Raw genomic sequence first — 24,414 nt, 5'->3', positions numbered from 1 at the left:
GTTCGCGGTGTCGAGAAACAGTCAAATTTGCCGACGAGGAGACCGGTTCACACGTACCCCGACTCCCGGAAGTACGCGACGAGAATCACCGTCATCGCGAGCATCCCGAGCATGACCGCGGGGTAACCGTAGGTCCAGCCGAGTTCCGGCATGTTGTAGGCTCCCCCGTCGAAGTTCATGCCGTAGACCCCGACGACGAACGTCAGCGGGAGGACGATGGTCGCCACGACGGTCAGTTTCTTCATGACCTCGTTGGTCGAGAGCGACAGCGAGTTGAGGTAGATGTCGCGCGCGCCGCTGGCCAAATCGCGGTAGGTCTCGGTCAGGTCCACGAGTTGGACGAGGTGGTCGTACACGTCGCGGAAGTACTTCTCGGTGACCTCCTGCACTTGCTCGGGGTCGCCGCGGGCGAGATAGCCGATGGCCTCCCGCGAGGGCCACAGCAGTTTCCGAAAGGAGAGGAGTTCCCGGCGGACGTTGTTGATAGTCTCCAAGGTCTCGATGTCGGTGGCGGTCGTCACGTCCTCCTCGACCTGCTCTATCTGGTCCTCGATTTCGTCCAGCACGTCGAAGTAGGCGTCCACGATGGCGTCGGTGACGCGGTAGGCGGCGAAGTCCGGGCCGTGCCGGAGGATGCGGCCCTCCTCGCGGACGACCATCTCCCAGACGCGTTCGACCGCGCCGACCGGTTCGGACGACATCGTGACCAGCCAGTCCTCGCCGACGAAGAAGCCGACCGAGCGTTTCGCTATCTCCTCGCGGAAGGTCGTCTCGCCCCGGCGCAGGGTCGCGGTCTTCAGCAGGACGAACGTGTGGTCGTCGAACTCCTCGGTCTTCGGGCGGACGCCGTTGCGCACGTCCTCGACCGAGAGGCGGTGGATGCCGAAGGCGTCGGCGACTCGCTCCATCTCGTCGGTGGAAGCGTCCGAGGCGCGGACCCACGTCGTCCCGCTCGCCTCGCGGGCGGCCCGCAGGTCGTCGTGCGTCGTCGTCCCCTCGGGGGTGTAGACCACTGCTTCGACGGTCACGCCGGACCTCCTCCGTTCTGGTCCGGTCCGTTCTCGTCTCGTCGGTCTTCGCTGTCGTTCCAGCGCCCGATGGCCAGTAGCGTGATACCGACCATCACGCCGGTCACGGAGAACGCCCGGCCGGGGTACGGCGCGGTGAGGCCGACCAGATAGCCGACCAGTCCGGCGAAGGTGAGCGCGAGTCCGGCGGCCAGCGCGGTATTCATATCGCCAGTGACACGCGGGAGCGAGAAAAACGTTGTCGGACGCGTCGGTCTCGTATTCGGTCGGGACTCCGGTGGTACTCGGTCCGGAGTTCGGTCGAGATTCCGGTGGTACTCGGTCCGGGATTCGGTCGGGATTCGGTCCGTCGGGGGTCGCCCACTACGTCCCGTGGTCGCCCGCTACGTCCCGTGTTCGACGCCGCGGATGAGTTGGTATATTTTCTCCTCCTGTCCGGGGAGCTTCTGGGGGTAGACGCCGACCGCGACCACGAAGTCGCCCTCGTGTTTGACCTTCGTGACGTGGAGGTAGGCGTCGAACTCGATGCCCGTGGCAGTGGTGACGCTCGCCTCGAACTTCGAGACTTCGGTCGTCTTCCCGAGCATCGTGCGGTTCTGGCTCCCGACCTCGCGGACGCCGCTCACACTGTCGAGTTGCGAGGTGAACTGCTGTGCGAGTTGGCGGTCGCTGTACTTGTCGAGGGGGTTGAACGACTTCCCGAGAATCTCGACCTGCGGGCTGGAGAAGGTGGCGAAGACGGCGACCTTCTGCTCGCCGACGCCCGGCAGACCGACGCGCTGGTGGTACTCGGAAATCCAGTTGGTGACCTCGACTTCCTTGCTCTGTCCGGCGGCCTCGAAGGTCCGCGAGACGTTCATCGCCTGCGTGCTGTTGTGCTGGTAGCCGGTCTCTTCGAGCGCGGCGTCGCTGACCGTCGCCTGCGAGGCGGAGAACGACACCGGGCCGGAGAGAACCCCGGTGCAACCGCTCAGGACGAGGAGCGCCGCGAGCGCGACGCCGACGACTGCGTGACGTGTCATGCTATTCGCCGCGTAGACAGGCGGGGGTTATGAACTTCGTGGCTTCGCTACAAAACAAGTACGCGGGTTGGCACGAGTCCGGAGTCCGACCGGTTACTCTAGCCGGAACTCCGCGCCCGAGTCGGTGTCCTGAACCTCGACGCCGAGGGCTTCGAGGTCGTCGCGAAGGTCGTCGGCGCGCTCGTAGTTGCCCGCGTCCCGTTCCCGTTCGCGCACGTCCAACACAAGTTCGACCAGTTCGTCCAGCAGTTCCACGTCGCCCTCGCCGTCGCCCGCTAAGGCGAACCCGAGGACCTCCTCGCCGAACTCCTCGAAGGTCTCGACCGAATCGCGAAGCGCCCGATAGTCGTACTCGTCGCGCGAATCGAGGTGCTTGTTCACCGCGCTGACCAGTTCCAGCAGGGCCGTGATGGCTTCGCGGGTGTTAAAGTCGTCGTCCATCGCGGCCGCGAACTCGTCGCGGGTCTCGGCCACCGCGTCGCGCAGGGCGTCGTCCTCGACTTTCGTCCGGGCGTCGGGGCTGTCGGTCGCCGCGACGGCCCGGTCGTAGCCCCGTTCCAGTCGCTCCCAGCGTTCGACCGCCTCGTTCAGGGTCTCCTCGCTGTAGGTCTGGCGGTTGTTGTACGCCGTCGAGAGGAGGAACATCCGAATCGCGTCGCCGCCGAACTCCGAGACGGCGTTGCGGACCGTGAAGTAGTTCTGGAGGCTCGACGACATCTTCTCGCCGCCGGTCTCCAGCAGGCGGACGTGCATCCAGTACTTGGCGAACTGCTGGCCGGTCGCGGCCTCGCTCTGGGCGATTTCGTTCTCGTGGTGCGGGAAGACGAGGTCCTGCCCGCCGAGATGCACGTCGATGGTGTCGTCCAAGTGGGTCGTACTCATCGCCGAACACTCGATGTGCCAACCGGGGCGGCCCTCGCCCCACGGCGAGTCCCACGTCTGGCCGCCCGGTTCGGCGTCGTCGGGGTGGGCTTCCCCGGCCTTCCAGAGCGCGAAGTCCGCGGGGTGGCGCTTCTCTTCGAGTTCGTCCTCCTCGCCTTGGGCTTCCATCTCCTCGACGTTCTGGTTCGAGAGTTTGCCGTACTCCTCGAACTCGGTCACGTCGAAGTAGACCGACCCGTTGGATTCGTAGGCGTAGCCCTTCTCGACGAGGGTCTCCACGAGGTCGATAATCTCGGGGACGTGTTCGCTGACGCGGGGGTAGACCTCCGCGCGCCGGAGGTTGAGCGAGCGCATGTCGGTGATGACCTCCGAGATGAAGTGGCGCGCGACCTCGTCTTCGCTCTCGCCGAGGCCCTCCTCGCCGACGCGGGCGACGATTTTCTCGTTTACGTCGGTGAAGTTCTCGACGTGTCGCACGTCGTAGCCGCCGTGTTCGAGCCAGCGATGCATCACGTCTACGTGGACCCACGACCGGGCGTGCCCGAGGTGCGCGAAGTCCGAGACGGTCAGGCCGCAGTAGTAGAGCAGTACAGATTCGGGGTCCTGCGGTTCGAACCGTTCCCGCTCACCGGTGAGGGTGTTCGTCACGTGGAGCGTCATTGGCGGCTAGTAGCCGGAGGCGGCGTTTTAAACGTTCGGTAGCCGCACTTCGCGCCGATTCGCAGTCCGCGTCGATTGGGAGTCCGCGCTGGCGCTCGCGCCCGCCGACCGGAGTTCCGCGGCGAGACCACTTAGCGAGTCGGCACCGCGTCGAGGGCGTCCTCCGCGATGCGGAGCGCGTCGGGACCGTCGCGACGTTCGACGGCCACGAGGAGACTCCCTCCCGCGACCCCGGCCGCTCGGACCGCGACCTCCTCGGCGGCCAAGCGCCCGAGGAGGTGCCCGAGCGCGGCGGCGTCCACGTCGCCCGACGCGAGGACGGCCGTGAGCGACCCCTCGCCGGGCGCGAGTGCGGTTCCGCCCACCGAGAGCAGGGCGTCGGCGGCGTCCGTGGATTCGGCGTCCACGTCGCCCAGTCCGCTCTGCATCGAGACGCGCACGTCCCGCGAGTCGGGTTCGGAATCGGGCAACGAGTCGGCGAACCGCCGGAGCGCGGTGGCCACGGAATCGCGGTCGGGGTCGCCGTCGATATCGTCGGCCACCAAACGCGCCGCCGCGGTGTAGTTGACCACGCCCGCCCGGAGCGCGTCCACGAGGAAGGGGCGTCGCCGGGCCGCCGCGCGGGTCTCCTCGGCCAGTGACATGTGAGGAGCGTGGGCGGGCGGGAGCAAAAGCGATGCGATGCGACGGCCGCCGAATGTGGGCGGGCGGGAGCAAAAGCGATGCGATGCGACGGCCGCCGAACGTGGGCGGGCGGGAGCAAAAGCGATGCGATGCGACGGCCGCCGGACGTGGGCGGGCAAGACGGGGACTACCTAGGGATTTCTCTTACGATTCTATAGATTTCTATTCCAGCGGTGAATATGGCGCTACCGCGCGAGGAGATAGCCCGCGGCGACGACGCTCCCGAGGACCGCCAGCGCGCCCGCCAGCACGGCCACGCTGTCGGCGAGCGCGGCCGACCCGACCGCGACCGCTAGCGCGAGGAGGCCGAGGACCGCGACCGGGGCGTTCCGGCGCAGGGCCGCCGTCGGGACCTCGAAGTCGGTCTCCTCGTCGTCTGCGTCGTCGGCGTCGCTGGACTCGCTGGCGCGCTCTCCGAGCGAGTCGTCCACCGTGACCGCGGGTTCGGGGTCCGGTTCGGCGATAGTCACGGACACGTAGTCGGTCTCCGCGCCGTGGCCGGTGACGATTTTGAGTTGGCCCTCGACCGGCCGGGGACCGCCCTCCTCGACCTCGACGCCGACCTGTCGGGTCGAGTCGGCGTCCACGAAGTGGTTGTTCGCGGGGATGGACGCGACCGACGAGAGCGCGTCGTCCAGATGCAGGTGGACGTGGACCGGCGCGTCGCCGTTGTTGACCAGCACCGCGAACGAGTCGGTCGCCTCGAACGACGCCCGCGTCTCGATGTCGTGCAGTCGGTCGCGGTTGAGGCGGACTGGGAGACTCTCTGACACGCTATCGAAACCTCGAATGCGGGGTAGAAAAAACTACGCTTCCACGTCGCGCATGTCCGGCGGCAGGAGGTTCGGGATGCCGTCCTCGATGGGGTAGGTCTCGCCGCACTCGGTGCAGGTCAGGGTACCCGAAAGGACCTCCTCGTCGTCCTCGGTCTCGGTCGCGTCGAGTTCGAGTTCCTGTTTGTCGAGCGGACAACAGATGATGTCCATCAGCGACTGCTTCATGCTACTGTCTGTGCGTGGGGAGGCCAAAAGCGTGACGGGTTCGGCGAACGCGTTCGAATTCGCCCGGACTGTGCAACTCCTCGCGACGAGAATAACACGTGATTTATCGTCGGTCCGACGACCGAGCGTCCAGAGAGAACGGCGACCGCTCCCGCCGACGCGGGCCGTCACGCTTCCTGAAGTTCGACTTCGACCGTCTCGTCGCTCGACTCGTCTTCCCCGTCGTCGCTCGACTCGTCTCTCCTGTCGTCTCTCGATTCCGCTACCGTCTCGTCGCTTCGTTCCGCTCGCACTTCGTCGGCGAGTCGCTCGGCGAGGAGAACGACCGCCGCCTCGTGTTCGTCTTTCTGGCGCTGTATCTGGTAGGGGCCGAAGTCGTCGGCGTCGTACCCCTCGAACGTCTCCGGGAGTTCGTGACGGTCCGCGAGGTATTCGTGGGTCTTTGCGAGCAGCGCGTGGAGATTGATGAGTTCGGCTTTCTGCATGCGTCCGTAGGTGGCGCAGTCGGTGACTCGGTAGCGCGACCGCTACGCGTCGTCGCTCTTCGCCTCCCCGACTACCCCCGGTATGTCATACGCCCGCACGGTATTAAGCCTGACCGCCGACGCCCCGAGCGGGGTCGAAATCGAAAACAGCGCGTTCTCGTCGCGTTACTCCAGCGGGTTCTCGACCACGACGGTCTCCTCGCGGCCCGGCCCGACCCCGACCGCGTACACGTCGGCGTCGAGTTCGTCTGCGAGGTAGTCGAGGTACGCCCGCGCGTTCTCGGGAATCGCGTCGTAACCTTCGTCGGCGATGGCCTGCCAGTCGGCCTCTTCCCAGCCCTCGAACGTCCGGAAGTTGGGTTCACAGCGACTCCACCGCTCGGTGGTCGCGGGCATCGTGAAGACCTCCTCGCCGTCGAGGTCGTAGCTGTGCCCGACTTTCACCTCGTCCAACCCGGCCAGCACGTCGATGTGGTTGACCGCGAGTCCGGTGAAGCCGTTGGCGCGCGCCGAGTGCCGTAGCATCGGCACGTCGAGCCAACCGACCCGGCGCGGGCGACCCGTGACGGTGCCGTACTCGCCGCCCTCCTCGCGGATGTAGGTGGCTAGCTCCTCGTTGTCGCCTTCGCCCTGCTCGTCGTAGCCGGGCGTGTCGCCCTCGACGCCGCCCAGTTCGGTCGGCATCGGGCCGCTCCCGACTCGCGTCAGGTAGGCCTTCACGATGCCGACTATCTCGCCGCCGCCCACGATGCCCGGACTCAGACCGGTGCCGGTCGCGGCCCCGCCAGCGGTCGGGTTCGACGAGGTGACGTAGGGGTAGTTGCCGTGGTCGATGTCGATGATGGTGCCCTGTGCGCCCTCGAACATCACTTCGTCGCCGCCGTCGATGCGGTCGGCGAGGTAGTTCCCGGCGTCTACGAGCATGTCCTCGTCGGCGAGTCGCTCGCCGTAGCCCTTGTACTCCTCGTAGAGGCTCCCGATGTCGAACTCGTCGCCGGTCTCGACGCCGAAGACCTCCTCGGCGAACCGCTGTTTCTGCGGGACGACGTACTCCAACTTCTCGCGCAGTCCCTCGGCGTCCAGCAGGTCGGCGATGCGAAGCCCCCGGCGGCCCATCTTGTCCTCGTACGTCGGGCCGATGCCCCGGCCGGTCGTCCCGACCTCTTGGTCGGACTCGCTCTTGACTTCCTCCTCGATGCCGTCCAGCACGCGGTGGTACGGGAGGATGACGTGGGCGCGCTTGGCGACCCGAACGTCGGGGTCGAGGCCGCGCTCTCGGAGTTGGTCTATCTCCTCGAACAGCGTCGCGGGGTTGACGACGCACCCGTTGCCGAGGACGCCAACCTTCCCGCGAACCGCACCGCTCGGAACCAGCGAAAGCTTGTATTCGGTGCCGTCCTCGACGACGGTGTGGCCCGCGTTGTCCCCGCCCTGATAGCGGGCAACCACGTCGACGGCGTCGCCCCAGAGGTCCACGACGCCGCCTTTCCCCTCGTCGCCGAGTTGCGAACCGACGATGGTTACGGTCATTACGCGGATTGGTTCTCCCCCACTCCGTAAACCGATTACGGTCTTTTCGCTCTGAATATGCACGTTTCTGCCCACATCACCGGGGAGGTCGGTGAAAAGACACAGCATCGAGGATACCACCGGAATGCAAAGTAATTTGTAGGGTCGAGTGCGAATCTACAAATGTTACCCTCTCTCACTAGCAAGCGGGGGCGACGGTTTCGCTGGGCCTCCGCGGACAGCAACTTTTAAAAGGCTCTAAGACAAGTTAACACATGCCATGATAGATAGACTTGAGAAGGAAGTCGATATGTTGGAGCGCCATCTGCAGGTCCTGAAGATGGTCATCGAGAGCGAGCCCATCGGCATCGTGAAGATGTCGAACGAGACCGGCTACCCCCACCACAAGGTCCGGTACTCCCTCCGCGTTCTCGAAGAGGAGAACCTCATCGAACCGTCGAGTCAGGGCGCCATCACGACCGAGCGTACCGAGGAGTTCGTCGCGGAACTCGACGACAAGATAGACGACATCGGGTCGAAACTGGACGACATGAAGATCAGCGAAACCGCGGAAGCCGAGAACTAGAGTTCCGGCACGTTCAGGTGGAAGCCACCGCTCCGTGACTCCACGAGACACAGGTGGTATCCCCGCTTTCGGGAGAGTTTCACGAAGCTCTCTCTCTTTTCCCGGCTCAGGAACCCGCCCGACGTAGCCGATTCTGTGGTTTCGAGCGCCGCGGGTTCGAAGAAGCTCTCGGTGACTTGGAACGCCCCCGATAGCTCGTCGTAGGTCCCCGCCACGCCCGAGGCGGCGTCCACGAGCGACCCCATCATCTCGCCGGTCGTCGGGTCCCGCGAGTCGTTGAGGTCCGCGACGACGAGCGGGTTGCCCATCCGGTCGCGCATGATGATGTCGAACGACTCTTGGCGGGTGTCCTCGTCGCCGCCGCCCGCGCTCACCGACCCGTGGAGGTCCACGCGGTCTATCTTCGGAATCGACTCGTAGAGGTCCTTCAGACTCGCCCGGTGGCCCGTGTCCCGAATCTCGTACAGCAACTCCTCGATTATCCACGAGACGAACCGGTACTCGAACGAATCGGTCAGGAACGACTCGAAGGACTCGCCCGCGACCTCGACCTCGTCGGCCTCGAACTGGGTGTGGTGTTCGAGCCGAAGGTTCGCGTTCACGTCGCCCGCCTCGACTTTGCCCTCCGCGGCCTCGTCCAGCGTGGCCTTCCCCTTCGACTCGTAGCGCACGAAGAGGTTGGTCCCGTCGAACGCTTGGGCGGGGTCGAGTTGCCGTTTGCCGCTCTCGCTCGCACCCGACCCGCCGGTTTCGAGTTTGGCTTCGAGTCGCTCGACCTCTTGGCGGAGCGCGTCGCGCTCGCGCTTGTACTCGTTGCGCTCGGACTCCACGTCGGAGAGCCGACTCTTCAACTGCTGGACCTGCTGTTTACGCTGTTTGAGTTGCGAGCGGAGCTTCTGGATGCGCTCTTTGGCCTCGTCGCTGGCCTCGCCGGACTCGGACGGCGCGCTTCCCGCGCCGCTCGGCCCGCCTGACCCACTCGGCTCCTTCGCCCCACTCGCTCTCCCGGCACCCGTCGCCCCGCTCGGCGCGGCGTCGGTCCCGGACTCGCCCGCCGACGGGCCGGACGCACTCGACGGGGACCGATTCGACCCGGCCGCGCTCGACCGAGACCGGTCGTTCGACCGACCGCTCGACGCTCGGTCCGTGCCCGGTCGGCCGTCGCTCCGAGACGCGGACGAGGAGTTCGCACTCGTCCGGTCCGACGAACTCGCCTCGTCGGGTGCGCTCGCGCTCGATTCGCTGGCCGCACCGTCGGGGCCGTCGCTTCGGTCCGGGTCGAGCGACGGAATCGTCGTCGTCTCTCGCCACTTCTCCTCGTCGGCGAACGCACCGTCGGCCTGCTCGTCCTCGTCGTCGTCGGTGTCGGGGGTGGCCTCGGGGCGGGCGCTCGACGCCGCTTTCGGCGACGTTGTACTTGGCGACGCCGCTCCGGACGACGTACTCTCTCCGGGTTCGGTCGCGTGCGCACGGTTACTCTCGCTCGTCGGTCCGCCGGTCTCTTTGTGCCCGCCGGTCTCCTCGCGTCCGCCGGTCTCCTCGCGCTCGCCCGCTCCCGTTCGCGTACTCGCGTCCGTCTCCGTCCGGCCACTCGCGTTCGCGTCCGCCTGCGCGCTGGCGTCGGTCGCTTCGACCGCGCTGTCGGTCGTCTCGGGTTCGCTTTCGGCCTCGGTCTGTTCGCCTTCGTCGTCTGTGCCCGGCGCGCCCGCGGGCCGGGACTGGTCGGTCTCGGCGCTCGGTTCGGCCGCCTCGATGTGGTTCGCGGTAGACTGGGTTCCGGTGGCTCGTCCGCTCTGCGTTCCGCCGCCTGCGGCGTCGGTGTTCGCGTCGTTCGTCGCGGCGTCCCCGCTCGCGCCGGATGCCCCCGGACCGGAGGCACTTGTTCCGGACGCGCTTGTACTGGACGCGCTCGTACCGGACGCGCTCGTACCGGACGCGCTCGTACCGGACGCGTTCGTGCTACTCGCGTCCGTTCCGCCGGTGTCGCTCGCGCCGCCAGCGAGGTCCGACTCGTCGGGGTCGGGCTCCTCGGGTTCGGGAACGTCCGTGACTTCTATGTCCACGTCCCGGACCTCGTAGATGCCCACCTCGTCGTTGGCGCGCTCGAAGGCCTCCTCGCCGGTCACGACCTGCTCGCTCGCGCCGACGAACGCGACGCTCATCGAGCGTCCGCCGTAGTAAGCCACGTAGTAGTCGCCGCTCAGGACGTTCTCGCTCAACTCGACGTAGCCCGTGAACTTCCCGCTCGTGAGCGTCGAATCGACCTCCGAGAGCGGCGTGTCGTTCGTATAATACTTTGCTTGGGTCTCGCCGCCCTGTTCTTTCATGCTGAACAGAAGCGGGAGCGACGGGTGAGGCGCGGCGTAGGCGGTGCCGTCGGCGTCCTCGAAGTCGTCGAGACTCCCCTCGTAGACGCCGATTATCCGCCCGTTGAGCATGAACAGCCACGCGCCACCGGCCCTAACTGCCCCCGAGAACTCCCCGTCGGAGAGTTCGCGCAGGCCGGAGTACCCGTCCCCGAACGAACGAGTCTTCCAGCTTTTGACCTGCTCGACCGTGCGCGTTTCCATGTTACGGTGAAGCCACAAGCCTCTCAAATATCTTGCGGCCCGAACTTTTGCCGCGGGCGCGACACGAGCGTCGCGCCCTCGCAAAACTTCGATGAAAACCGTCGTCACCCCCTCGACTTCGCGCCGAGGGCGCGAGGCTTCGAGGGTTCCTCGGTCCGCTCGTTCGTCGCGGCGCGCGGCGCAAAGCGCCACACGGAACTCCTCGCTCGCGGTGGGTTACGGTGCGTCTCCCGAGGGTCAATCGAGCGCAACCGGAACGTGTCTATCTTGCGTGTCCCCGGCCTCCCACGAGGAGTCCAGCAGTTCTCCCGCGAGGGAGCGAAGCGACCAAGCGGACCAAGGAACCTTCGACCGAGCCAAGCCGGTGCGCTCTGCGTACCGGCGAGCGAGGGAGGAGGTGACGCCGTGTTTTTGGTCGAGCTTTTGCAAGGGAGTGAGTGGTCGAGTCGTAGACTCGGCCGCGAGCGACCGCTGGAAAAGGTCGTGGTTTCAGATTTTGGATTCGGCGTCGTCGGCTAGTTCCTGCATTCGCTTGCCGATGCGGCCAGCCTCGCTGAACTCGTCGTCGCTCATCGCGGTGGCCAGCGCGTTCCCCAACACGAAGACGGCGTGTTTGTGTTCGCTCTTGGACTTGTGGACGTGCGAGGGGTCCACGTCCAACTCCTCGTAGGGGTCGAACAGCCCGTCGGTGACCCGTTCCTGTTCTTGGAAGTACTCCATGATGAGGACCATCTCCTCGTGGAGTTCCAGAAGCTCGTCCTTGTGCATGCCCGTGGGTACGGATGTGTCCGGTTTAAGAGTTTCTGACAGCCTGTCACACTGCTCCGAGAAGAGAGGGTTAGAAGACGTACTCGTCTTCGTGGCCCATCATTCCTTCGTCTTCGATACCCGGTTCACGGTCGTCGTCGTCCATCGGACCGCTCGTTTTGTAGGCTTTCAAACCGGTCGAGAGCAGGTCCTCGATGGCCTCCTCTCGGTTGACGAACTCGCCCTGTTCGACCATCTGGGCGATCTGCATTTCGAGATGTTCCGGAATAGTTATCTCTACCTTCGGCATTGGAACATTGGTGGCTTCGGGAGGGGTGTTCTTAAGTCTGACGGGGAGGAGTACCGGCGACGGAAAACCATTTCTGCGACAGGGAAAAATAGGTTCGGAGAACCTGAACAGATGGTTTTGAATCGGTAACTGGATTTCTTTGTGTCGAGATACAACCGGTGATTGTACCAGATGGTCGCAAAAAATCGGCGGGCGGGCGTCGCGTCGGCGTTCAGCGGCTACCGAGCATCTGCTCGATGGAGTTGATGATGCGGTTCGGGCCGAGGGCCGTGACCGCCTTCTCGATTCGCTTCTGGTTGTAGTAACTGGCGAACGCCAGAATCGTCGGTGGCCAGAGGCCGATGAAGATACCCTGCATTCGGTTGCCTCGCACGAAGAACTGGTGCAGTGCGAGGACGACCGACGTTGCCGCCGCGAGGACCGTGACATCCGTCGCGGTCTCCTCGGCCGCCTGTACGGTCTTGTCTTGACCGGTCGTGCGTTTTTCTTGTGTCGCCATGCGAACTCGCTTTAGTACAGGTTCGTCTTTGTTATTGAGTCGATACTCCGGCCCACCACCCAACACCCGAGTTAGTCCGGACTTACTCGCCCCGAAACGGACCGTTGCCGATGAACGATTCGGTTGCCGTCAGGTGATTCTCCTCGTGTCCACGCGCAGTCGATACATCTACTTGTCTCGCTTCCCAGTAGCCGATATGAGCGTCACCGACGTTACCGACCTTCACGAGGAGTTCGACGGGGAACGCCTCCCGCCGGGCCAGCGCGAGACCAGCAAGTTCCCGGTCCTCTCGAAGAGCGGCACGCCCGACTGGAACCCCGAGACGTGGGAGTTCACGGTCTCGGGCGCGGTCGAAGACGAGCTATCGTTCACGTGGGACGAGTTTCGGGACCTGCCAGCCGAGACCCAGAGCCAAGACTTCCACTGCGTGACCGGCTGGAGCAAGTTCGACTGCGAGTTCACGGGCGTCACGTTCCCGGACCTCGCAGAGTTGGCGGGCGTGCAGGACGACGCGGTCCACGTCATGTTCTCGGCGCTCGACGGCTACACGACCAATCTCCCCCTCTCGGACTGCATGCGTGAGGAGGTCCTGTTCACCTACGAGTTCGACGGCGAGGCGCTCCCGGAGGAACACGGCGGACCCCTGCGCGTGGTGACGCCCCACAAGTACGCCTACAAGGGGGCGAAGTGGGTGGACGGCGTGGAGTTCCTGACCGAACCGGAGCGGGGCTACTGGGAGAAGCGCGGCTACTCGAACACCGCGAACCCGTGGAACGAGGAGCGATACAGCTAGGCGATTCGGCTACTTTTGGAGGGAGAGTTCGAGATGGGATTCGGAGGGAGAGTTCGGGATGGGATTGGGTCCGGTGAGCTAGTTTCAGGCTTGAGCCTATCGTACCGCCAACCGCACTGCGACCTCACGGCACCGCGACCGCGGACCACACACCTCCCCAACCGATTGCGTTGCTCGGCCACGGGCCTGCGCTACTCATCCCTCGCGTGAGAAAGCGCGACCACGAGGGTCGCGCCGCACGCGCCGAGATGAATGGTCAGTCGAACATGGTCAGTCGAACGATTCGAATTGACGGGTCTTCGACGCGGCGAGCGGTTCAGTTGCCGTGTCTTCGTCCGAGGAGTGCCACGAGTAATTCAGTTAGACTAAAGGCTCCCCAATCCTGAGTTCGACTGAATGGAGTCTCCGCCCCGCGACGGACAGGTGTCGGCAGAACCGACCGGCTCCGCCCTCGTGAGCCGGGCAGTAGAGCTACCCGACTGCGACCCCCGACCGTTCCTCGCCGGGCGGGACGCGCCGAGAATCTACTGGACCAGCCCCTACGGTCCGGAGTTCGCTGGCGGCGGCACCGCGGCCCGCATCGCGGCCGAGGGAGCCGACCGCTTCGAGACGGTCCGCGAGGCCGCAAACGACCTCTTCGCCGGACTCGACTACGACGGTCCCGAGGCGGCCCGCCCGCGCCTGTTCGGCGGGTTCGCGTTCCACGCCGACCACGACCCCGCGCCGCCGTGGCAGGGGTTCGGCGGCGGCGAGTTCGTCCTCCCCCGCACGCAGTTGACCCGCGCGAACGGCGAGACGTGGCTCACCGTCTCCGCGCGGGACTCCTCGGCGGAGGCCGTCGAGCGCGAACTCGCCGAGGTCCGCGAGGCGCTGACCGAGCAAGCGGAGCGACCGACCGAGACCGACCCCCGAAGCGCGGGACCGCCCGGCGTCCGCTCGACCACGCCGACCACGACCCGCGAGGAGTGGGCCGAACAGGTCAGCGCGGCCGTCTCCCGAATCGAGGCGGGCGACCTCCGGAAGGTCACGCTCGCGCAAGCCCTCGCGGTCGAGTTGGCGGGCGAAATCTCGATTCCCGACGCGCTCGCGCGCCTCGGCGAGTCGTACCCTGACTGCTTCCGATTCTGCTTCGAGCCGACGACCCACGGGGCCTTCTTCGGCGCGACGCCCGAGCGTCTGGCCACCCTGCGCGGCCGGACCGTCGAGACCGACGCCCTCGCGGGCTCTGTCGGCAGAGGAGACACCCCCGAGGAGGACGCCGAACTCGAAGCCAGCATCGAGAACAGCGAGAAGATGGCCCACGAACACGAACTGGTCGTCGAGACCATCCGCGACCAGCTCTCGCCGGTCTCGGGCGAGGTCCGGGTCGCCGACCGCCGAGTCCGGAAGCTGGCGACCATCCAGCACCTCTGGACGCCCATCGAGGCCGACCTGACCGACGACGGTCACGTCCTCTCCATCGTGGAGGCCCTGCACCCGACCCCCGCGGTCGGCGGTCTCCCGCCGGAGAAAGCCCTCCAGACCATCCTCGACACCGAGAGCTTCGACCGCGGGTGGTACGCCTCGCCGGTCGGGTGGTTCGACGCCGAGGGTGACGGCACCTTCGCGGTCGGCCTCCGGTCGGCAGTCACCGACGGCACCTCGGCGACGCTGTTCGCCGGGAACGGCATCGTCGCCGACAGCGACCCCGACGAGGAGTACGAGGAGGTCCAACTGAAGTACCGGCCGATTCTGGACGAACTGGAAGATGACTGATTCTCCCGCCCCGAACCGAAACACCCTCTGGGCGCGGACCCTCGTCGCGGAACTCGCCGCCGCCGGAGTGGACGCGGTCTGTATCGCGCCCGGCAGTCGCTCGACGCCCCTGACCGTCGCGTTCGCCGAGCATCCGGAGATACGGGTCTTCTCGCACTTGGACGAGCGTTCGGCCGCCTTCTTCGCGTTGGGGCGAGCGAAACGCACCGGAAAGCCGACGCCGCTGGTCTGTACCTCCGGCACCGCGGCCGCGAACTTCCACCCCGCGGTCATCGAGGCGACTCAGGCCCGCGTGCCGATGCTCGTCCTCACCGCCGACCGACCCCCGGAACTCCGGGACTCGGGCGCGAACCAGACCATCGACCAGCAGAAACTCTACGGCGATTCGGTGCGGTGGTACGCCGACCTGCCGGAACCCGAACCCGATGGCCGAAAGCTCCGGTCGCTCCGGACCACCGCGGCCCGCGCGCTGGCCGAATCGACCGGGACGCCGCCGGGTCCGGTCCACCTCAACGTCCCGTTCCGCAAGCCGCTCGAACCGGTCGAGGTGCCCGGTGACGTGCCGGAGAATCTGGCCGAGGAGGCACCCCTCGGCGCGGACGGTCGGACCGAGCGCGACGGAACTCGACGGCCCTTCGTCCGAACCGGGCAGGGCCGCCCGGAACTGAGCGACGCCGAGATGGAGACGGTTCGGGAGGCCGTCGAGAGCGCCGACCGCGGTCTGTTAGTCGCCGGTCCCGCCGACGCGCCGACGCCGGAGCGCGACGCGCTGGCGGACCTCGCGGCGGCGACCGGCTTCCCGATTCTGGCCGACCCCCTGTCGGGCCATCGGTTCGGCCACGGCGACGAGCGCGGCGACGACCACGCGACCCGCGTGGTCGTCGCTGGCGGCTACGACGGCTACCTCGAATCGGTCGGCGACTCGTGGCCCGACCCGGAGGTCGTGGTCAGGTTCGGCGCGTCGCCGACCTCGAAAGTTCTCCGGCAGTACCTCGAAGCGAGCGACGCCCGGCAGTTCCTCGTGGACCCCGCGGGCGGGTGGCGCGAGGCGACGTTCACCGCGACCGACCTGCTGGCGGCCGACCCGACGCGGTTCGCCGGGTCGCTGGCCGAGAGCGTCGAATCGACCGGAAATCACGAGTGGCGCGACCGCTTCGCCGCCGCCGAGCAGGAGTACTGGGAACTGGTCGAGGAGGCCCGCGGCGAGCGACTGTTCGAGGGCGGGGTACTCTCGGCGGTCGCCGAAGACGCCCCCAACCCCGCGACCGTGATGGTCTCGAACAGCATGCCGGTCCGGGATTTGGACCGGTTCGGCCGCCCCCGAGGAGCCGACGTGACGGTGTTGGGCAATCGGGGCGCGAGCGGCATCGACGGCATCACCAGCACCGGCCTCGGTGCGGGGAGCGCGACCGACGACCCGCTGGTCCTCGTCACCGGCGACTTGGCGTACTACCACGACATGAACGGCCTGCTGGCGGTGGCCCGGTGTGGCGTGGACGCGACCATCGTGGAAATAAACAACGACGGCGGGGGTATCTTCCACATGCTCCCCATCGAGGAGTTCGACCCGCCGTTCACCGACCAGTTCCGGACGCCTCACGGTCTCGACTACGAACCCACGGGCGACCTCTACGGGCTGGACTTCGAGCGAGTCGGGAGCCTCGACTCGTTCCGGTCGGCGTTCGAGTCGTCGGTCGAGAGCGAGGGGACGCAGGTCATCGAGGTCGTCACCGACGCCGAGTCGAGCCACCGGTTCCGCGACGAGGTGGCCGAGCGCGTCGCCGAGCGGGTCGAGTGAGTCGTCCCCGGCTCCCCCGATTTATCCTTACTGAGAATCGAGAAAACATTAATGCTTGCTCCACTCGAACCTCCGTCGGTTCGAATGTCAGTAACCTCTGCCGAAGCCCTGACTACGTTCCTCCGGGACCGCGTCGGCGACCACCTGCGGAGCGTCATCTACTACGACGACGACGGCGGCGACGTGCTGTACGTCCGCGACGACGTAGCCGACGAGTACACCGAGCGAGACATCAAGGAGGTCGTCCGCGACGTTCGACTGGAGGCGGTCGAGAAGCCCCATCAGGAAGACCTGTACGCGCACGGCCCGCTGAACTACACGGTCCGGTCGTTCGAGGACGCCGTGGAGATGCACTTCCTGCACGACGAGACGAGCGGCACCGCGGTCGCGCTGGACCGCGAGGTGTTCGCCAGCCACGACACCTTCATCGGGGAGTGTCTCGACGTGATAGACCAGTAGCGTCGGCTACGATTCGTCGCGGACGAACGCCTCGATGCGGTCCAGTCCCTCCTCGATGCGGTCGAGGCCGTTGGCGAAACTGATTCGCAGGTAGCCCTCGCCAGCGTCGCCGAACCCGTCGCCCGGCGCGGTGACGACGCCCCGCTCGGCGAGGAGTCGCTCGGCGATGTCGAAGCTCCCGCCCGGCAGGTCGCTCACGTCGAGAAAGGCGTAGAACGCGCCCTCCGGCCGAGGACAGGAGACGGTCGGTATCTCGGCGACGCGCTCGACCACGAAGTCCCGGCGCTCCTCGAAGGCGGCCTTCATCTCGGCAACCGGGTTCTGCGGACCGGTGAGCGCCGCGAGCGCGGCCTGCTGGCTCACGCTGGACGGGCAGGCGGTCGTACTCTCGCCGATGCTGGTCACGGCGTCCACGACCGACTGGGGACCCGCGAGCCAGCCCAACCGCCACCCCGTCATCGCGTACGTCTTCGAGCAGGAATCGACCGTGATGACGTTCTCCGGCGACTCGACGTAGGACGCGACGCCCCGGAAGTCCCGGTCGTACGTGAGTCGGCCGTACACCTCGTCGGCGACGACGTAGGCGTCGTGGGCCGCCGCGACTTCCGCGACTTCCGCGACGGCCTCCTCGTCGTAGACGCGCCCGGTCGGGTTCGAGGGCGAGGTGAGAATCACGGCCGCGGTCTCGTCGCGGATTTCGCTGGCCACGCGCTCGGGGTCGAGGTCGAAACCCGAGTCGGCCGACAGCGGGACCGTCACGGGCGTCGCCCCGGCTAACTGGACCTGATTGACGTAGTTGGGCCACGCGGGCGTGGGCACGACCACCTCGTCGCCGGGTCCCGCAATCGCCATCATGGTCAACGAGAGGGCTTCCATCGCGCCGGTTTTGACCGTAATCTGCTCGGGGTCGTACTCGACGCCGCTCTCGCGGGCCATCGTCTCGGAAATCGCCTCGCGCAACGGCGGGATGCCCGCGTTCTCGGTGTAACTGGTCGCGCCCTCACGGGCGGCCTCGGCCGCGGCGTCGATGACGTGGTCGGGTGTCCCGAAGTCGGGTTCGCCGACTTCGAGGCGGACTAGCTCGCGGTCGGACTCGCGTCGGGCCTCCTCGGCGAGGCCGAACATCACGCGAATCTTCGAGCGTTCGAGGCTCCGGGTTCTGTCGGCGAGTCGAGCGGCGGGGTCCGCGCCGGTGGCGTCGGTCATGGCCTACGTCACGGAGCGGGGCGTGAAGTAGCTTCGCTCCTCGGAACCGTCCGCGGCGCGACCCGAAGCCGTCCCGAAATCCGAATCGTCCCGAGACCCGAACCGTCCCGAGAACCACCCCGAGAACCGGCCCGAACCGGCCCGAACGACGATACGCCAACAAGCAATCTTTTTCCTCGCACCGACCCCACGCCGACACATGGTATCCGAGATTTTCGACCCCGACGCGTGGGAGCGAGCCGGTCCCGACTTCGACGACATCACCTACCACCGCGCGGTCGAGTCGGGCACCGTGCGCATCGCGTTCGACCGCCCGGAGGTCCGCAACGCCTTCCGACCGAAGACGGTGGACGAACTCTACGACGCGCTGGACCACGCCAAGCGCCAGACCGACGTGGGGTGCGTCCTGCTGACCGGCAACGGTCCCTCGCCGAAGGACGGCGGGTGGGCGTTCTGCTCGGGCGGCGACCAGACGGTTCGCGGGAAGGAGGGCTACGAGTACCGCGGCGAGGAGGGCGACGCCGACAGCGAGCGAGCGTCGAAGGGCGGCCGCCTCCACATCCTCGAAGTCCAGCGACTGATTCGCCACATCCCGAAGCCGGTCGTCTGCGTCGTGCCGGGATGGGCCGTCGGCGGCGGCCACAGCCTCCACGTCGTCTGCGACATGACCATCGCCAGCGAGGAACACGCGCTGTTCAAGCAGACCGACCCCGACGTGGCCTCGTTCGACGGCGGGTTCGGGTCGGCCTACCTCGCCAAGCAGGTCGGCCAGAAGAAGGCGCGGGAAATCTTCTTCCTCGGGAAGAACTACGACGCCGAGGAGGCCGCCGACATGGGGATGGTCAACGAAGTCGTGGCCCACGACGAACTGGAGGAGGTCGCACTCGACTGGGCGGAGACCATGAACGAGAAGAGTCCGACCGCGATGCGAATGTTGAAGTACGCCTTCAACGCGACCGACGACGGGATGGTCGGCCAGCAGGTGTTCGCCGGGGAGGCGACCCGACTGGCGTACATGACTGACGAGGCCCAAGAAGGGCGCGACGCGTTCGTGGAGGGTCGAGACCCCGACTTCGAGCAGTTCGACTGGCACTACTGAACTCCGACGACATTATTTATCTTTATAGAATTAGAAAATTTAATAGTTCTCTGTTCGGTACTATATTGCGTGATGAGACGAAGACAAGTCCTTCGAGGTATCGCTTCGAGTAGCGCAGTCGCGTTCGGCGCGTCGGCCGCGGCCACCGCGTCGGAGACCGAAGTCGAGAAAGCTGGCGACCTGAGCGTCGAGGAGTTGGACGACGACTCGTACATCTCGACGTGGGAAGACGGCGAGCGCGTCGATTACCGCGTCGGCGACATCGACGGCGACATCGAGGATGTCGTCGGCGACCCGAACGCCGACTGTTGCATGTCGTACTGTCGGTCCGACTGTCCGAAGCTGTGTCTCTGTTGTAACTGGGTCGTGGACTGCTGAGCGAACTTCTCGGCGACTTCGACCCCCGGCGTCGCTTCTGACCGACCTCGTCCTCGCCCGCCGACTTAAGACGCTCAGGACCGAACTTCCGACCGATGACAGAGGACCTTCGCGAGTACGAAGTCGCGGTCGTCGGGGGCGGACCGGCCGGTCTCACGACCGCGCTCTACACGACGCGGCTGAGCCACGACACCGTGGTCGTCAACCGCGGCGGCGGCCGCGCCGCGATGATGACCGAGACCCACAACGTCATCGGCATCACCGAGGAGGTCTCGGGCAACGAACTCCTCGAAACCGCCCGCGAGCAGGTTCGGGACTACGGGGCCGACTACGTCCGGGACTTCGTGGAGTCGGTCGAGGAGACCGACGACGGTCGGTTCCGGCTTTCGACCGGCGATGCCGAATTTACCGCGGAGAAGGTGGTGTTGGCGACGGGGTTCACCGACGAGCGCCCCGACCCGCCGCTCCCGCCGACCGGCCGGGGGCTTCACTGGTGTCTCCACTGCGACGCCTACCTGTTCGTGGACGAACCCGTCTTCGTGATGGGAACCGGCGAGTCGGCCGCTCACGTCGCGATGATTATGCTCAACTTCACCGACGAGGTGGACCTGCTGTTGCGCGGCGACGACCCCGAGTGGAGCGACGAGACCGACCGCCAGTTGCGCGCCCACCCCGTCGAAATCGTGACCGAAGAAATCGCCCGAATGGAGAAGCGCGACGACGGCTGGCTGGAGGGCTTCGAGTTCGAGGACGGCGCGTTCCGCGAGTACCGCGGCGGCTTCCCGATGTACGGGTCGAACTACAACGCCGACCTCGTGGACCAACTCGGCTGTGAGCGCAACGACGACGGCACCGTCGCGGTCGGCGACGCCGGCGAGACCAGCGTCGAAGGCGTCTACGCTGTCGGCGACCTCACGCCGGGTCACAACCAGATTCCGGTGGCGATGGGCGAGGGCGCGAACGCGGGCATCGACGTTCACTACTCGCTCCGGGAGTTCCCGAAGTCCCTCGCCGACATCGAGTCGTCGGGCGAGGTCTCGCCCGAGGAGGTACCCGGCATCTCCGAGCGACTGCGCGAGGCGGCCCGCGAGTTTCGGGCGGCGGGCGACGACTGAAGCGTCACCGGCGCGTCGCCGTCTCGCTGCGTCTCTTTAAGTGATTCTGGCGACAAGGAGTAGATACGAGCGAAGAGCGGTTCTCCGGACACCTTCGATTCGCCAGCCTCGGCTCCGTCGAAACCGCAGATGCTATTGTTCGCTCGCCGTAACTCCCGTCAATGAGCGACATGGCTACCGAACACTCCCGGCGCGAGGCGTGGCTGATGGCCGCTCGGCCCCACACGCTCCCGGCGGCCGCGGCCCCCATCTTCGTCGGCGTCGGGCTGGCGGTCCACGAGAGCGTCTTCGCCCCGCTCCCGGCGCTGGCGGCGTTCGTCGGCGCGGCACTCATCCAAATCGGCACCAACTTCGCCAACGACTACTACGACGCCGTGAAGGGCGTGGACACCGACGAGCGCGAGGGGTTCACGCGGGTCACTCAGTCCGGACTCATCGCCCCCGAGTCGGTCAAGCGCGCGATGTACGCCACGTTCGCGCTGGCCGTCCTCGTCGGCGTCTACCTCGTCTACGTCGGCGGCCTGCCGATTCTCGTCATCGGCCTCGCCAGCGTCGTCTCCGGCATCGCCTACGCCGGGGGTCCCTACCCCCTCGGCTCGCACGGTCTCGGCGACCTGTTCGTCTTCGTCTTCTTCGGCGTCGTCGCCGTGATGGGTACCTACTACGTGCAAGCCGCGAGCAAACTCGCCGGGGCCTTCCCGATGGGTATCCCCGAGGGAACCGTCACCCTCGCGGCGTTCGTCGCCAGCCTCCCGGTCGCGGCTATCTCCACGAACATCCTCGTCGTGAACAACGTCCGGGACCTCGAAACCGACCGCGAGGCGGGCAAGAAGACCCTCGCGGTCCTCGTCGGCTACACCGCGAGTCGGGCCGAGTTCGTCGGCCTGCTCGCGCTGTCGTACGTCGTACCCGTCTGGTTCTGGCTCGCGCGGGGCTACTCCCCGGCGGTCCTCCTCCCGCTGGTGACGGTTCCCTACGCCGCCATCATCGCGCGGACGATGCTCACCGACTCGTCGGGTGAGGTGCTGAATCCCGCGCTAGAACGGACCGGGAAACTCCTCGCCGCCCACTCGCTCCTGTTCGCGGTGGGTCTCGCTCTATGAGGGCCGACATCCGCCCCTTCTCGCTCCCGCTCGCCGACCCCCTCGAAACCGCTCGGGGCACCGTCGAGCGCCGGGACGGTCTCCTCCTCAGACTGGAAGCCGACGACGGCGCGGTCGGGGTCGGCGAGGCCACGCCGCTTCCGGGCTGGACCGAACACTACGACGAGTGTGAGTCGGTCCTCGCGGAGGTTAGCGAGGTGCTTCCCGCCTCGAACGCGAGCGGTGAAACCGCGAGCGACGCCATCGACGGCGGCGAGGAGCCCGACGACCTCCTCGAAAATCTCGACTCGACCCCGGCCGCGCGCCACGCGCTCGACCTCGCGCTCGCGGACCTGCGGGCCTCGCGCCAGCGCGTGCCCCTCTACCGCTACCTCGGCTCGGAGAACCCGGCCAAGAGCGTCCCGGTCAACGCGACGGTCGGCGACGCATCCGCCGACGAGACGGTCGCGGAGGCCCGACAAGCCGCGAACGCGGGTTTCGACTGTCTCAAAATCAAGGTCGGCGCGCGCCAGTTGTCCGCCGACGTGGCGCGAATCGAGGCCGTGGCCGACGCGCTCCCCGAGGTCGAACTCCGGGCCGATGCGAACGCCGCGTGGACCCGCCAGCAGGCCCAGCAGTTCCTCGACGCAGTTGGCGACCTCCTCGCGTACGTCGAGCAACCCCTGCCCGCGACCGACATCGCGGGCCTCGCCGCGCTGTCGGGACCGGTCGCGCTGGACGAGACGCTCGCCGAGGTCGAGTTTTCCGACGCGCTCGACGCGAACCCCGACGCGGTAATCCTGAAGCCGATGGCGCTCGGCGGCCCGCGAGAGGCCAGCGCACTGGCGGCTCGCGCCCGCGAGGAGGGAATCGAACCGGTCGTGACGACCACCATCGACGGCGCGGTCGCCCGGACCGCCGCGGTCCACGTCGCGGCCGCGATACCGGACGTTGCGGCCTGCGGACTCGCCACGCGGAAGCTACTGGAGTCGGACCTCGGCCCGGACATCGCCCCAGTCGCGGACGGCCGGGCAGTCGTCCCGCAGGGCGAGGGCAACGGCACCGCGGACACGTGGGGACACCATGACTGACGAGAGAGCTACCGACACGCACGATGGAACAATGCAGGACTGGCTGGCCGACCGCGCGCGGACCTCACCCGAGGAGACCGCGCTAATCGAAGCGGACGGAGCGACCGACGGGGGAACGTGGACCTACGCCGAGTTGGATTCGGCGGTCGGCGAGACCGCGGGCCGACTCGCCGCGCTCGGCGTTCGAGCGGGCGACCACCTCGGCGTCCTGATGGAGACGCGGACCGCGTTCGTCCGACTGGTCCACGCCGCGATGCGCCTCGGCGCGGTGCTGGTCCCGCTGAACGCGCGCCTCGCCCGACCGGAACTGGCTCGGCAGGCCGAGACGGCCGACCTGAACCTGCTGGTCTGCGAGGAGATGACCGAAGCCGACGCCGCGGCAATTTCGGATGTTCCGGTCGCGTCGGTCGATTCGCCCGACGCGGACGAGGTGGCGGCCCTGCGGGAACGACCTCCCGCCGACTTCGACCCGGCGTCGTGGTCCCGTACCGACACCCAAGCGATGCTGTTCACCTCCGGGACGACGGGCGACCCGAAGGCCGTCGAACTGTCGATGGGTAACTTTCTGGCGAGCGCGACCTCCTCGGCGTTCCGACTCGGCGTGACGCCCGACGACAAGTGGCTCCTCTGTCTCTCGATGTACCACATGGGCGGGCTGTCGGTCGTCCTCCGGTCGGCGCTCTACGGGACCACGGTCGTCTTGCAGGAGGGTTTCGACGCCGCAGACGCCGCCGACGCGATGGCCCGACACGGCGTCACGGGCGTCTCGCTCGTGCCGACGATGCTCCGGCGGATGCTCGACGCGCGCGAGTCGCTGTCGAACTCGCTCCGGTTCGTCCTGTTGGGGGGCGCGCCGACCCCCGACGAACTCCTCTCGCGGTGCCAGCGCCGCGGCGTGCCGGTCCACCCGACCTACGGCATGACCGAGACCGCTTCTCAGATTGCGACCGCTCGCCCCCGCGAGGCGTTCGCGCATCGGGGGACGGTCGGTCGGCCCCTCCTGTGGACCGACGTGACCGTCGTCGGCGAGGAGGACGGGAGCGATGGAGCGAACGCGAACGACGGAGGAAACGAGGAGAGCGGCGAAAACGAGCGAACCCCGCTTCCGGCGGGCGAGACCGGCGAACTCGTCGTCTCCGGGCCGACCGTCATGCGGGGCTACTACGGCGACCCGGCGGCGACCGAGGCGGCGTTCGGCGAGTACGGTCTCCACACCGGCGACGTTGGATACCGCGACGAGGAGGGCCGCGTCTGGGTGCTGAACCGGCGCGAGGACCGCATCGTCACCGGCGGGGAGAACGTCCACCCCGGCGAGGTGGTCGAAGTCCTGCGCGACCATTCCGAGGTCCGGGACGCCGCGGTCGTCGGACTGGCCGACGACGAGTGGGGCGAGCGCGTGAGCGCGCTGGTAGTTCCGGAGGACGGCGTGGAGACGGGGACCGATTCGGGCCTCTCGACCGCCGCCCTCGACGCCCATTGCCGGGAGCGACTGGCGGGCTACAAGCGCCCCCGGACGGTCGCGTTCGCCGACGACCTGCCCCGGACTGCTTCCGGGACTGTCGAGCGCGAAGCGGTCCGGGAGCGACTTCGAGAGTCGGGCGATTCGTAGCTCCCAAACTACGTAGGGGAATTTGGCTGACCACCGGACGCGCTCG

25 protein-coding genes are annotated in these 24,414 nt (G+C 67.1%); 11 read left to right on the top strand and 14 right to left on the bottom strand.

Annotated elements, in window-relative coordinates:
• Window positions 1-47: 47 nt before the first annotated feature.
• The 9 genes from corA to EPL00_RS07250 form a co-directional block, all read right to left on the bottom strand.
• Entirely contained in the window at window positions 48-1,028 is a 981-nt protein-coding gene (gene corA / locus EPL00_RS07290; protein WP_135851130.1) for a magnesium/cobalt transporter CorA, read from the bottom strand.
• The gene (locus tag EPL00_RS07285) at window positions 1,025-1,234 is read right to left on the bottom strand and encodes a hypothetical protein (protein ID WP_135851131.1); all 210 of its coding nucleotides are present in this window, start codon (window positions 1,232-1,234) and stop codon (window positions 1,025-1,027) included. Before EPL00_RS07285 ends, corA begins: the two co-directional genes overlap by 4 nt.
• Window positions 1,235-1,411: 177 nt before the next feature.
• On the bottom strand, window positions 1,412-2,050 hold the full coding sequence (locus EPL00_RS07280; RefSeq protein WP_135851132.1) for a DUF6517 family protein: 639 nt from the start codon (window positions 2,048-2,050) through the stop codon (window positions 1,412-1,414).
• Between the two features lie 93 nt (window positions 2,051-2,143).
• Window positions 2,144-3,592, bottom strand: coding sequence for a cysteine--tRNA ligase (gene cysS / locus EPL00_RS07275; RefSeq protein WP_135851133.1), 1,449 nt, complete (start codon window positions 3,590-3,592; stop codon window positions 2,144-2,146).
• Window positions 3,593-3,723: 131 nt separating this feature from the next.
• A complete protein-coding gene (locus EPL00_RS07270; RefSeq protein ID WP_135851134.1) occupies window positions 3,724-4,236 on the bottom strand; it encodes a DUF7523 family protein in 513 nt (170 codons plus the stop codon).
• Between the two features lie 225 nt (window positions 4,237-4,461).
• Window positions 4,462-5,049: a DUF7524 family protein gene (locus EPL00_RS07265; RefSeq protein WP_135851135.1), complete on the bottom strand. Its 588-nt coding sequence runs from the start codon at window positions 5,047-5,049 to the stop codon at window positions 4,462-4,464.
• Between the two features lie 33 nt (window positions 5,050-5,082).
• Window positions 5,083-5,277: a methytransferase partner Trm112 gene (locus tag EPL00_RS07260; protein WP_135851136.1), complete on the bottom strand. Its 195-nt coding sequence runs from the start codon at window positions 5,275-5,277 to the stop codon at window positions 5,083-5,085.
• 167 nt (window positions 5,278-5,444) lie between these two features.
• Window positions 5,445-5,762 (bottom strand): UPF0058 family protein, encoded by a 318-nt coding sequence (locus EPL00_RS07255; protein WP_135851137.1) that lies wholly within the window; start codon window positions 5,760-5,762, stop codon window positions 5,445-5,447.
• A gap of 165 nt (window positions 5,763-5,927) precedes the next feature.
• Window positions 5,928-7,292 carry an adenylosuccinate synthase gene (locus tag EPL00_RS07250; protein WP_135851138.1) on the bottom strand — a complete coding sequence of 455 codons (1,365 nt, stop codon included), beginning with the start codon at window positions 7,290-7,292 and terminating at the stop codon, window positions 5,928-5,930.
• 259 nt (window positions 7,293-7,551) lie between these two features.
• On the opposite strand from EPL00_RS07250, the gene EPL00_RS07245 reads away from it, so the two are divergent.
• Window positions 7,552-7,857 carry a hypothetical protein gene (locus EPL00_RS07245; protein WP_135851139.1) on the top strand — a complete coding sequence of 102 codons (306 nt, stop codon included), beginning with the start codon at window positions 7,552-7,554 and terminating at the stop codon, window positions 7,855-7,857.
• Here the strand turns inward: EPL00_RS07245 and EPL00_RS07240 are convergent.
• From EPL00_RS07240 to EPL00_RS07225, 4 genes are all read right to left on the bottom strand, one after another.
• Entirely contained in the window at window positions 7,854-10,427 is a 2,574-nt protein-coding gene (locus EPL00_RS07240; protein ID WP_135851140.1) for a DUF7527 domain-containing protein, read from the bottom strand. The genes EPL00_RS07245 and EPL00_RS07240 overlap by 4 nt on opposite strands.
• 489 nt (window positions 10,428-10,916) lie before the next feature.
• A complete protein-coding gene (locus EPL00_RS07235; protein ID WP_135851141.1) occupies window positions 10,917-11,195 on the bottom strand; it encodes a UPF0058 family protein in 279 nt (92 codons plus the stop codon).
• A 70-nt stretch (window positions 11,196-11,265) separates the two neighbouring features.
• A complete protein-coding gene (locus EPL00_RS07230) occupies window positions 11,266-11,484 on the bottom strand; it encodes a ribbon-helix-helix domain-containing protein (protein WP_115795808.1) in 219 nt (72 codons plus the stop codon).
• Window positions 11,485-11,695: 211 nt separating this feature from the next.
• Window positions 11,696-11,983 (bottom strand): hypothetical protein, encoded by a 288-nt coding sequence (locus tag EPL00_RS07225; protein ID WP_135851142.1) that lies wholly within the window; start codon window positions 11,981-11,983, stop codon window positions 11,696-11,698.
• Window positions 11,984-12,179: 196 nt separating this feature from the next.
• On the opposite strand from EPL00_RS07225, the gene EPL00_RS07220 reads away from it, so the two are divergent.
• The 4 genes from EPL00_RS07220 to EPL00_RS07205 all read left to right on the top strand — a co-directional run bounded on the left by EPL00_RS07220 (window position 12,180) and on the right by EPL00_RS07205 (window position 16,788).
• A complete protein-coding gene (locus tag EPL00_RS07220) occupies window positions 12,180-12,776 on the top strand; it encodes a sulfite oxidase-like oxidoreductase (protein WP_135851143.1) in 597 nt (198 codons plus the stop codon).
• A gap of 396 nt (window positions 12,777-13,172) precedes the next feature.
• Window positions 13,173-14,531: an isochorismate synthase gene (locus EPL00_RS07215; protein ID WP_135851144.1), complete on the top strand. Its 1,359-nt coding sequence runs from the start codon at window positions 13,173-13,175 to the stop codon at window positions 14,529-14,531.
• A complete protein-coding gene (gene menD / locus EPL00_RS07210; RefSeq protein ID WP_135851145.1) occupies window positions 14,524-16,329 on the top strand; it encodes a 2-succinyl-5-enolpyruvyl-6-hydroxy-3-cyclohexene-1-carboxylic-acid synthase in 1,806 nt (601 codons plus the stop codon). The genes EPL00_RS07215 and menD overlap by 8 nt, the downstream gene beginning before the upstream one ends.
• 84 nt (window positions 16,330-16,413) lie before the next feature.
• Window positions 16,414-16,788, top strand: a complete 375-nt coding sequence (locus EPL00_RS07205; protein ID WP_135851146.1) for a DUF7522 family protein — start codon at window positions 16,414-16,416, stop codon at window positions 16,786-16,788.
• A 6-nt stretch (window positions 16,789-16,794) separates the two neighbouring features.
• On the opposite strand, the gene EPL00_RS07200 is transcribed toward EPL00_RS07205, so the two are convergent.
• Entirely contained in the window at window positions 16,795-17,994 is a 1,200-nt protein-coding gene (locus EPL00_RS07200) for a pyridoxal phosphate-dependent aminotransferase (protein ID WP_135851147.1), read from the bottom strand.
• A gap of 199 nt (window positions 17,995-18,193) precedes the next feature.
• Between EPL00_RS07200 and EPL00_RS07195 the strand changes: the two genes are divergently transcribed.
• The 6 genes from EPL00_RS07195 (at window position 18,194) to menE (ending at window position 24,368) form a co-directional block, all read left to right on the top strand.
• The gene (locus EPL00_RS07195; RefSeq protein WP_135851148.1) at window positions 18,194-19,093 is read left to right on the top strand and encodes a 1,4-dihydroxy-2-naphthoyl-CoA synthase; all 900 of its coding nucleotides are present in this window, start codon (window positions 18,194-18,196) and stop codon (window positions 19,091-19,093) included.
• Between the two features lie 72 nt (window positions 19,094-19,165).
• Window positions 19,166-19,471 (top strand): hypothetical protein, encoded by a 306-nt coding sequence (locus tag EPL00_RS07190; RefSeq protein ID WP_135851149.1) that lies wholly within the window; start codon window positions 19,166-19,168, stop codon window positions 19,469-19,471.
• A gap of 95 nt (window positions 19,472-19,566) precedes the next feature.
• Window positions 19,567-20,586, top strand: a complete 1,020-nt coding sequence (locus EPL00_RS07185; RefSeq protein ID WP_135851150.1) for an NAD(P)/FAD-dependent oxidoreductase — start codon at window positions 19,567-19,569, stop codon at window positions 20,584-20,586.
• 170 nt (window positions 20,587-20,756) lie between these two features.
• On the top strand, window positions 20,757-21,689 hold the full coding sequence (locus tag EPL00_RS07180; protein ID WP_135852435.1) for a 1,4-dihydroxy-2-naphthoate polyprenyltransferase: 933 nt from the start codon (window positions 20,757-20,759) through the stop codon (window positions 21,687-21,689).
• On the top strand, window positions 21,686-22,759 hold the full coding sequence (gene menC, locus EPL00_RS07175) for an o-succinylbenzoate synthase (RefSeq protein ID WP_135851151.1): 1,074 nt from the start codon (window positions 21,686-21,688) through the stop codon (window positions 22,757-22,759). The genes EPL00_RS07180 and menC overlap by 4 nt, the downstream gene beginning before the upstream one ends.
• A gap of 31 nt (window positions 22,760-22,790) precedes the next feature.
• The gene (gene menE / locus EPL00_RS07170; RefSeq protein ID WP_135852436.1) at window positions 22,791-24,368 is read left to right on the top strand and encodes an o-succinylbenzoate--CoA ligase; all 1,578 of its coding nucleotides are present in this window, start codon (window positions 22,791-22,793) and stop codon (window positions 24,366-24,368) included.
• The last annotated feature ends 46 nt before the right edge of the window (window positions 24,369-24,414 follow it).

It is taken from the genome of Halorussus salinus, assembly GCF_004765815.2.
In the GTDB taxonomy this organism is placed as follows: domain Archaea; phylum Halobacteriota; class Halobacteria; order Halobacteriales; family Haladaptataceae; genus Halorussus; species Halorussus salinus.
The sequence above is the reverse complement of the archived record's forward strand: the minus strand, read 5'-3'. Positions and strand labels throughout refer to the sequence as shown.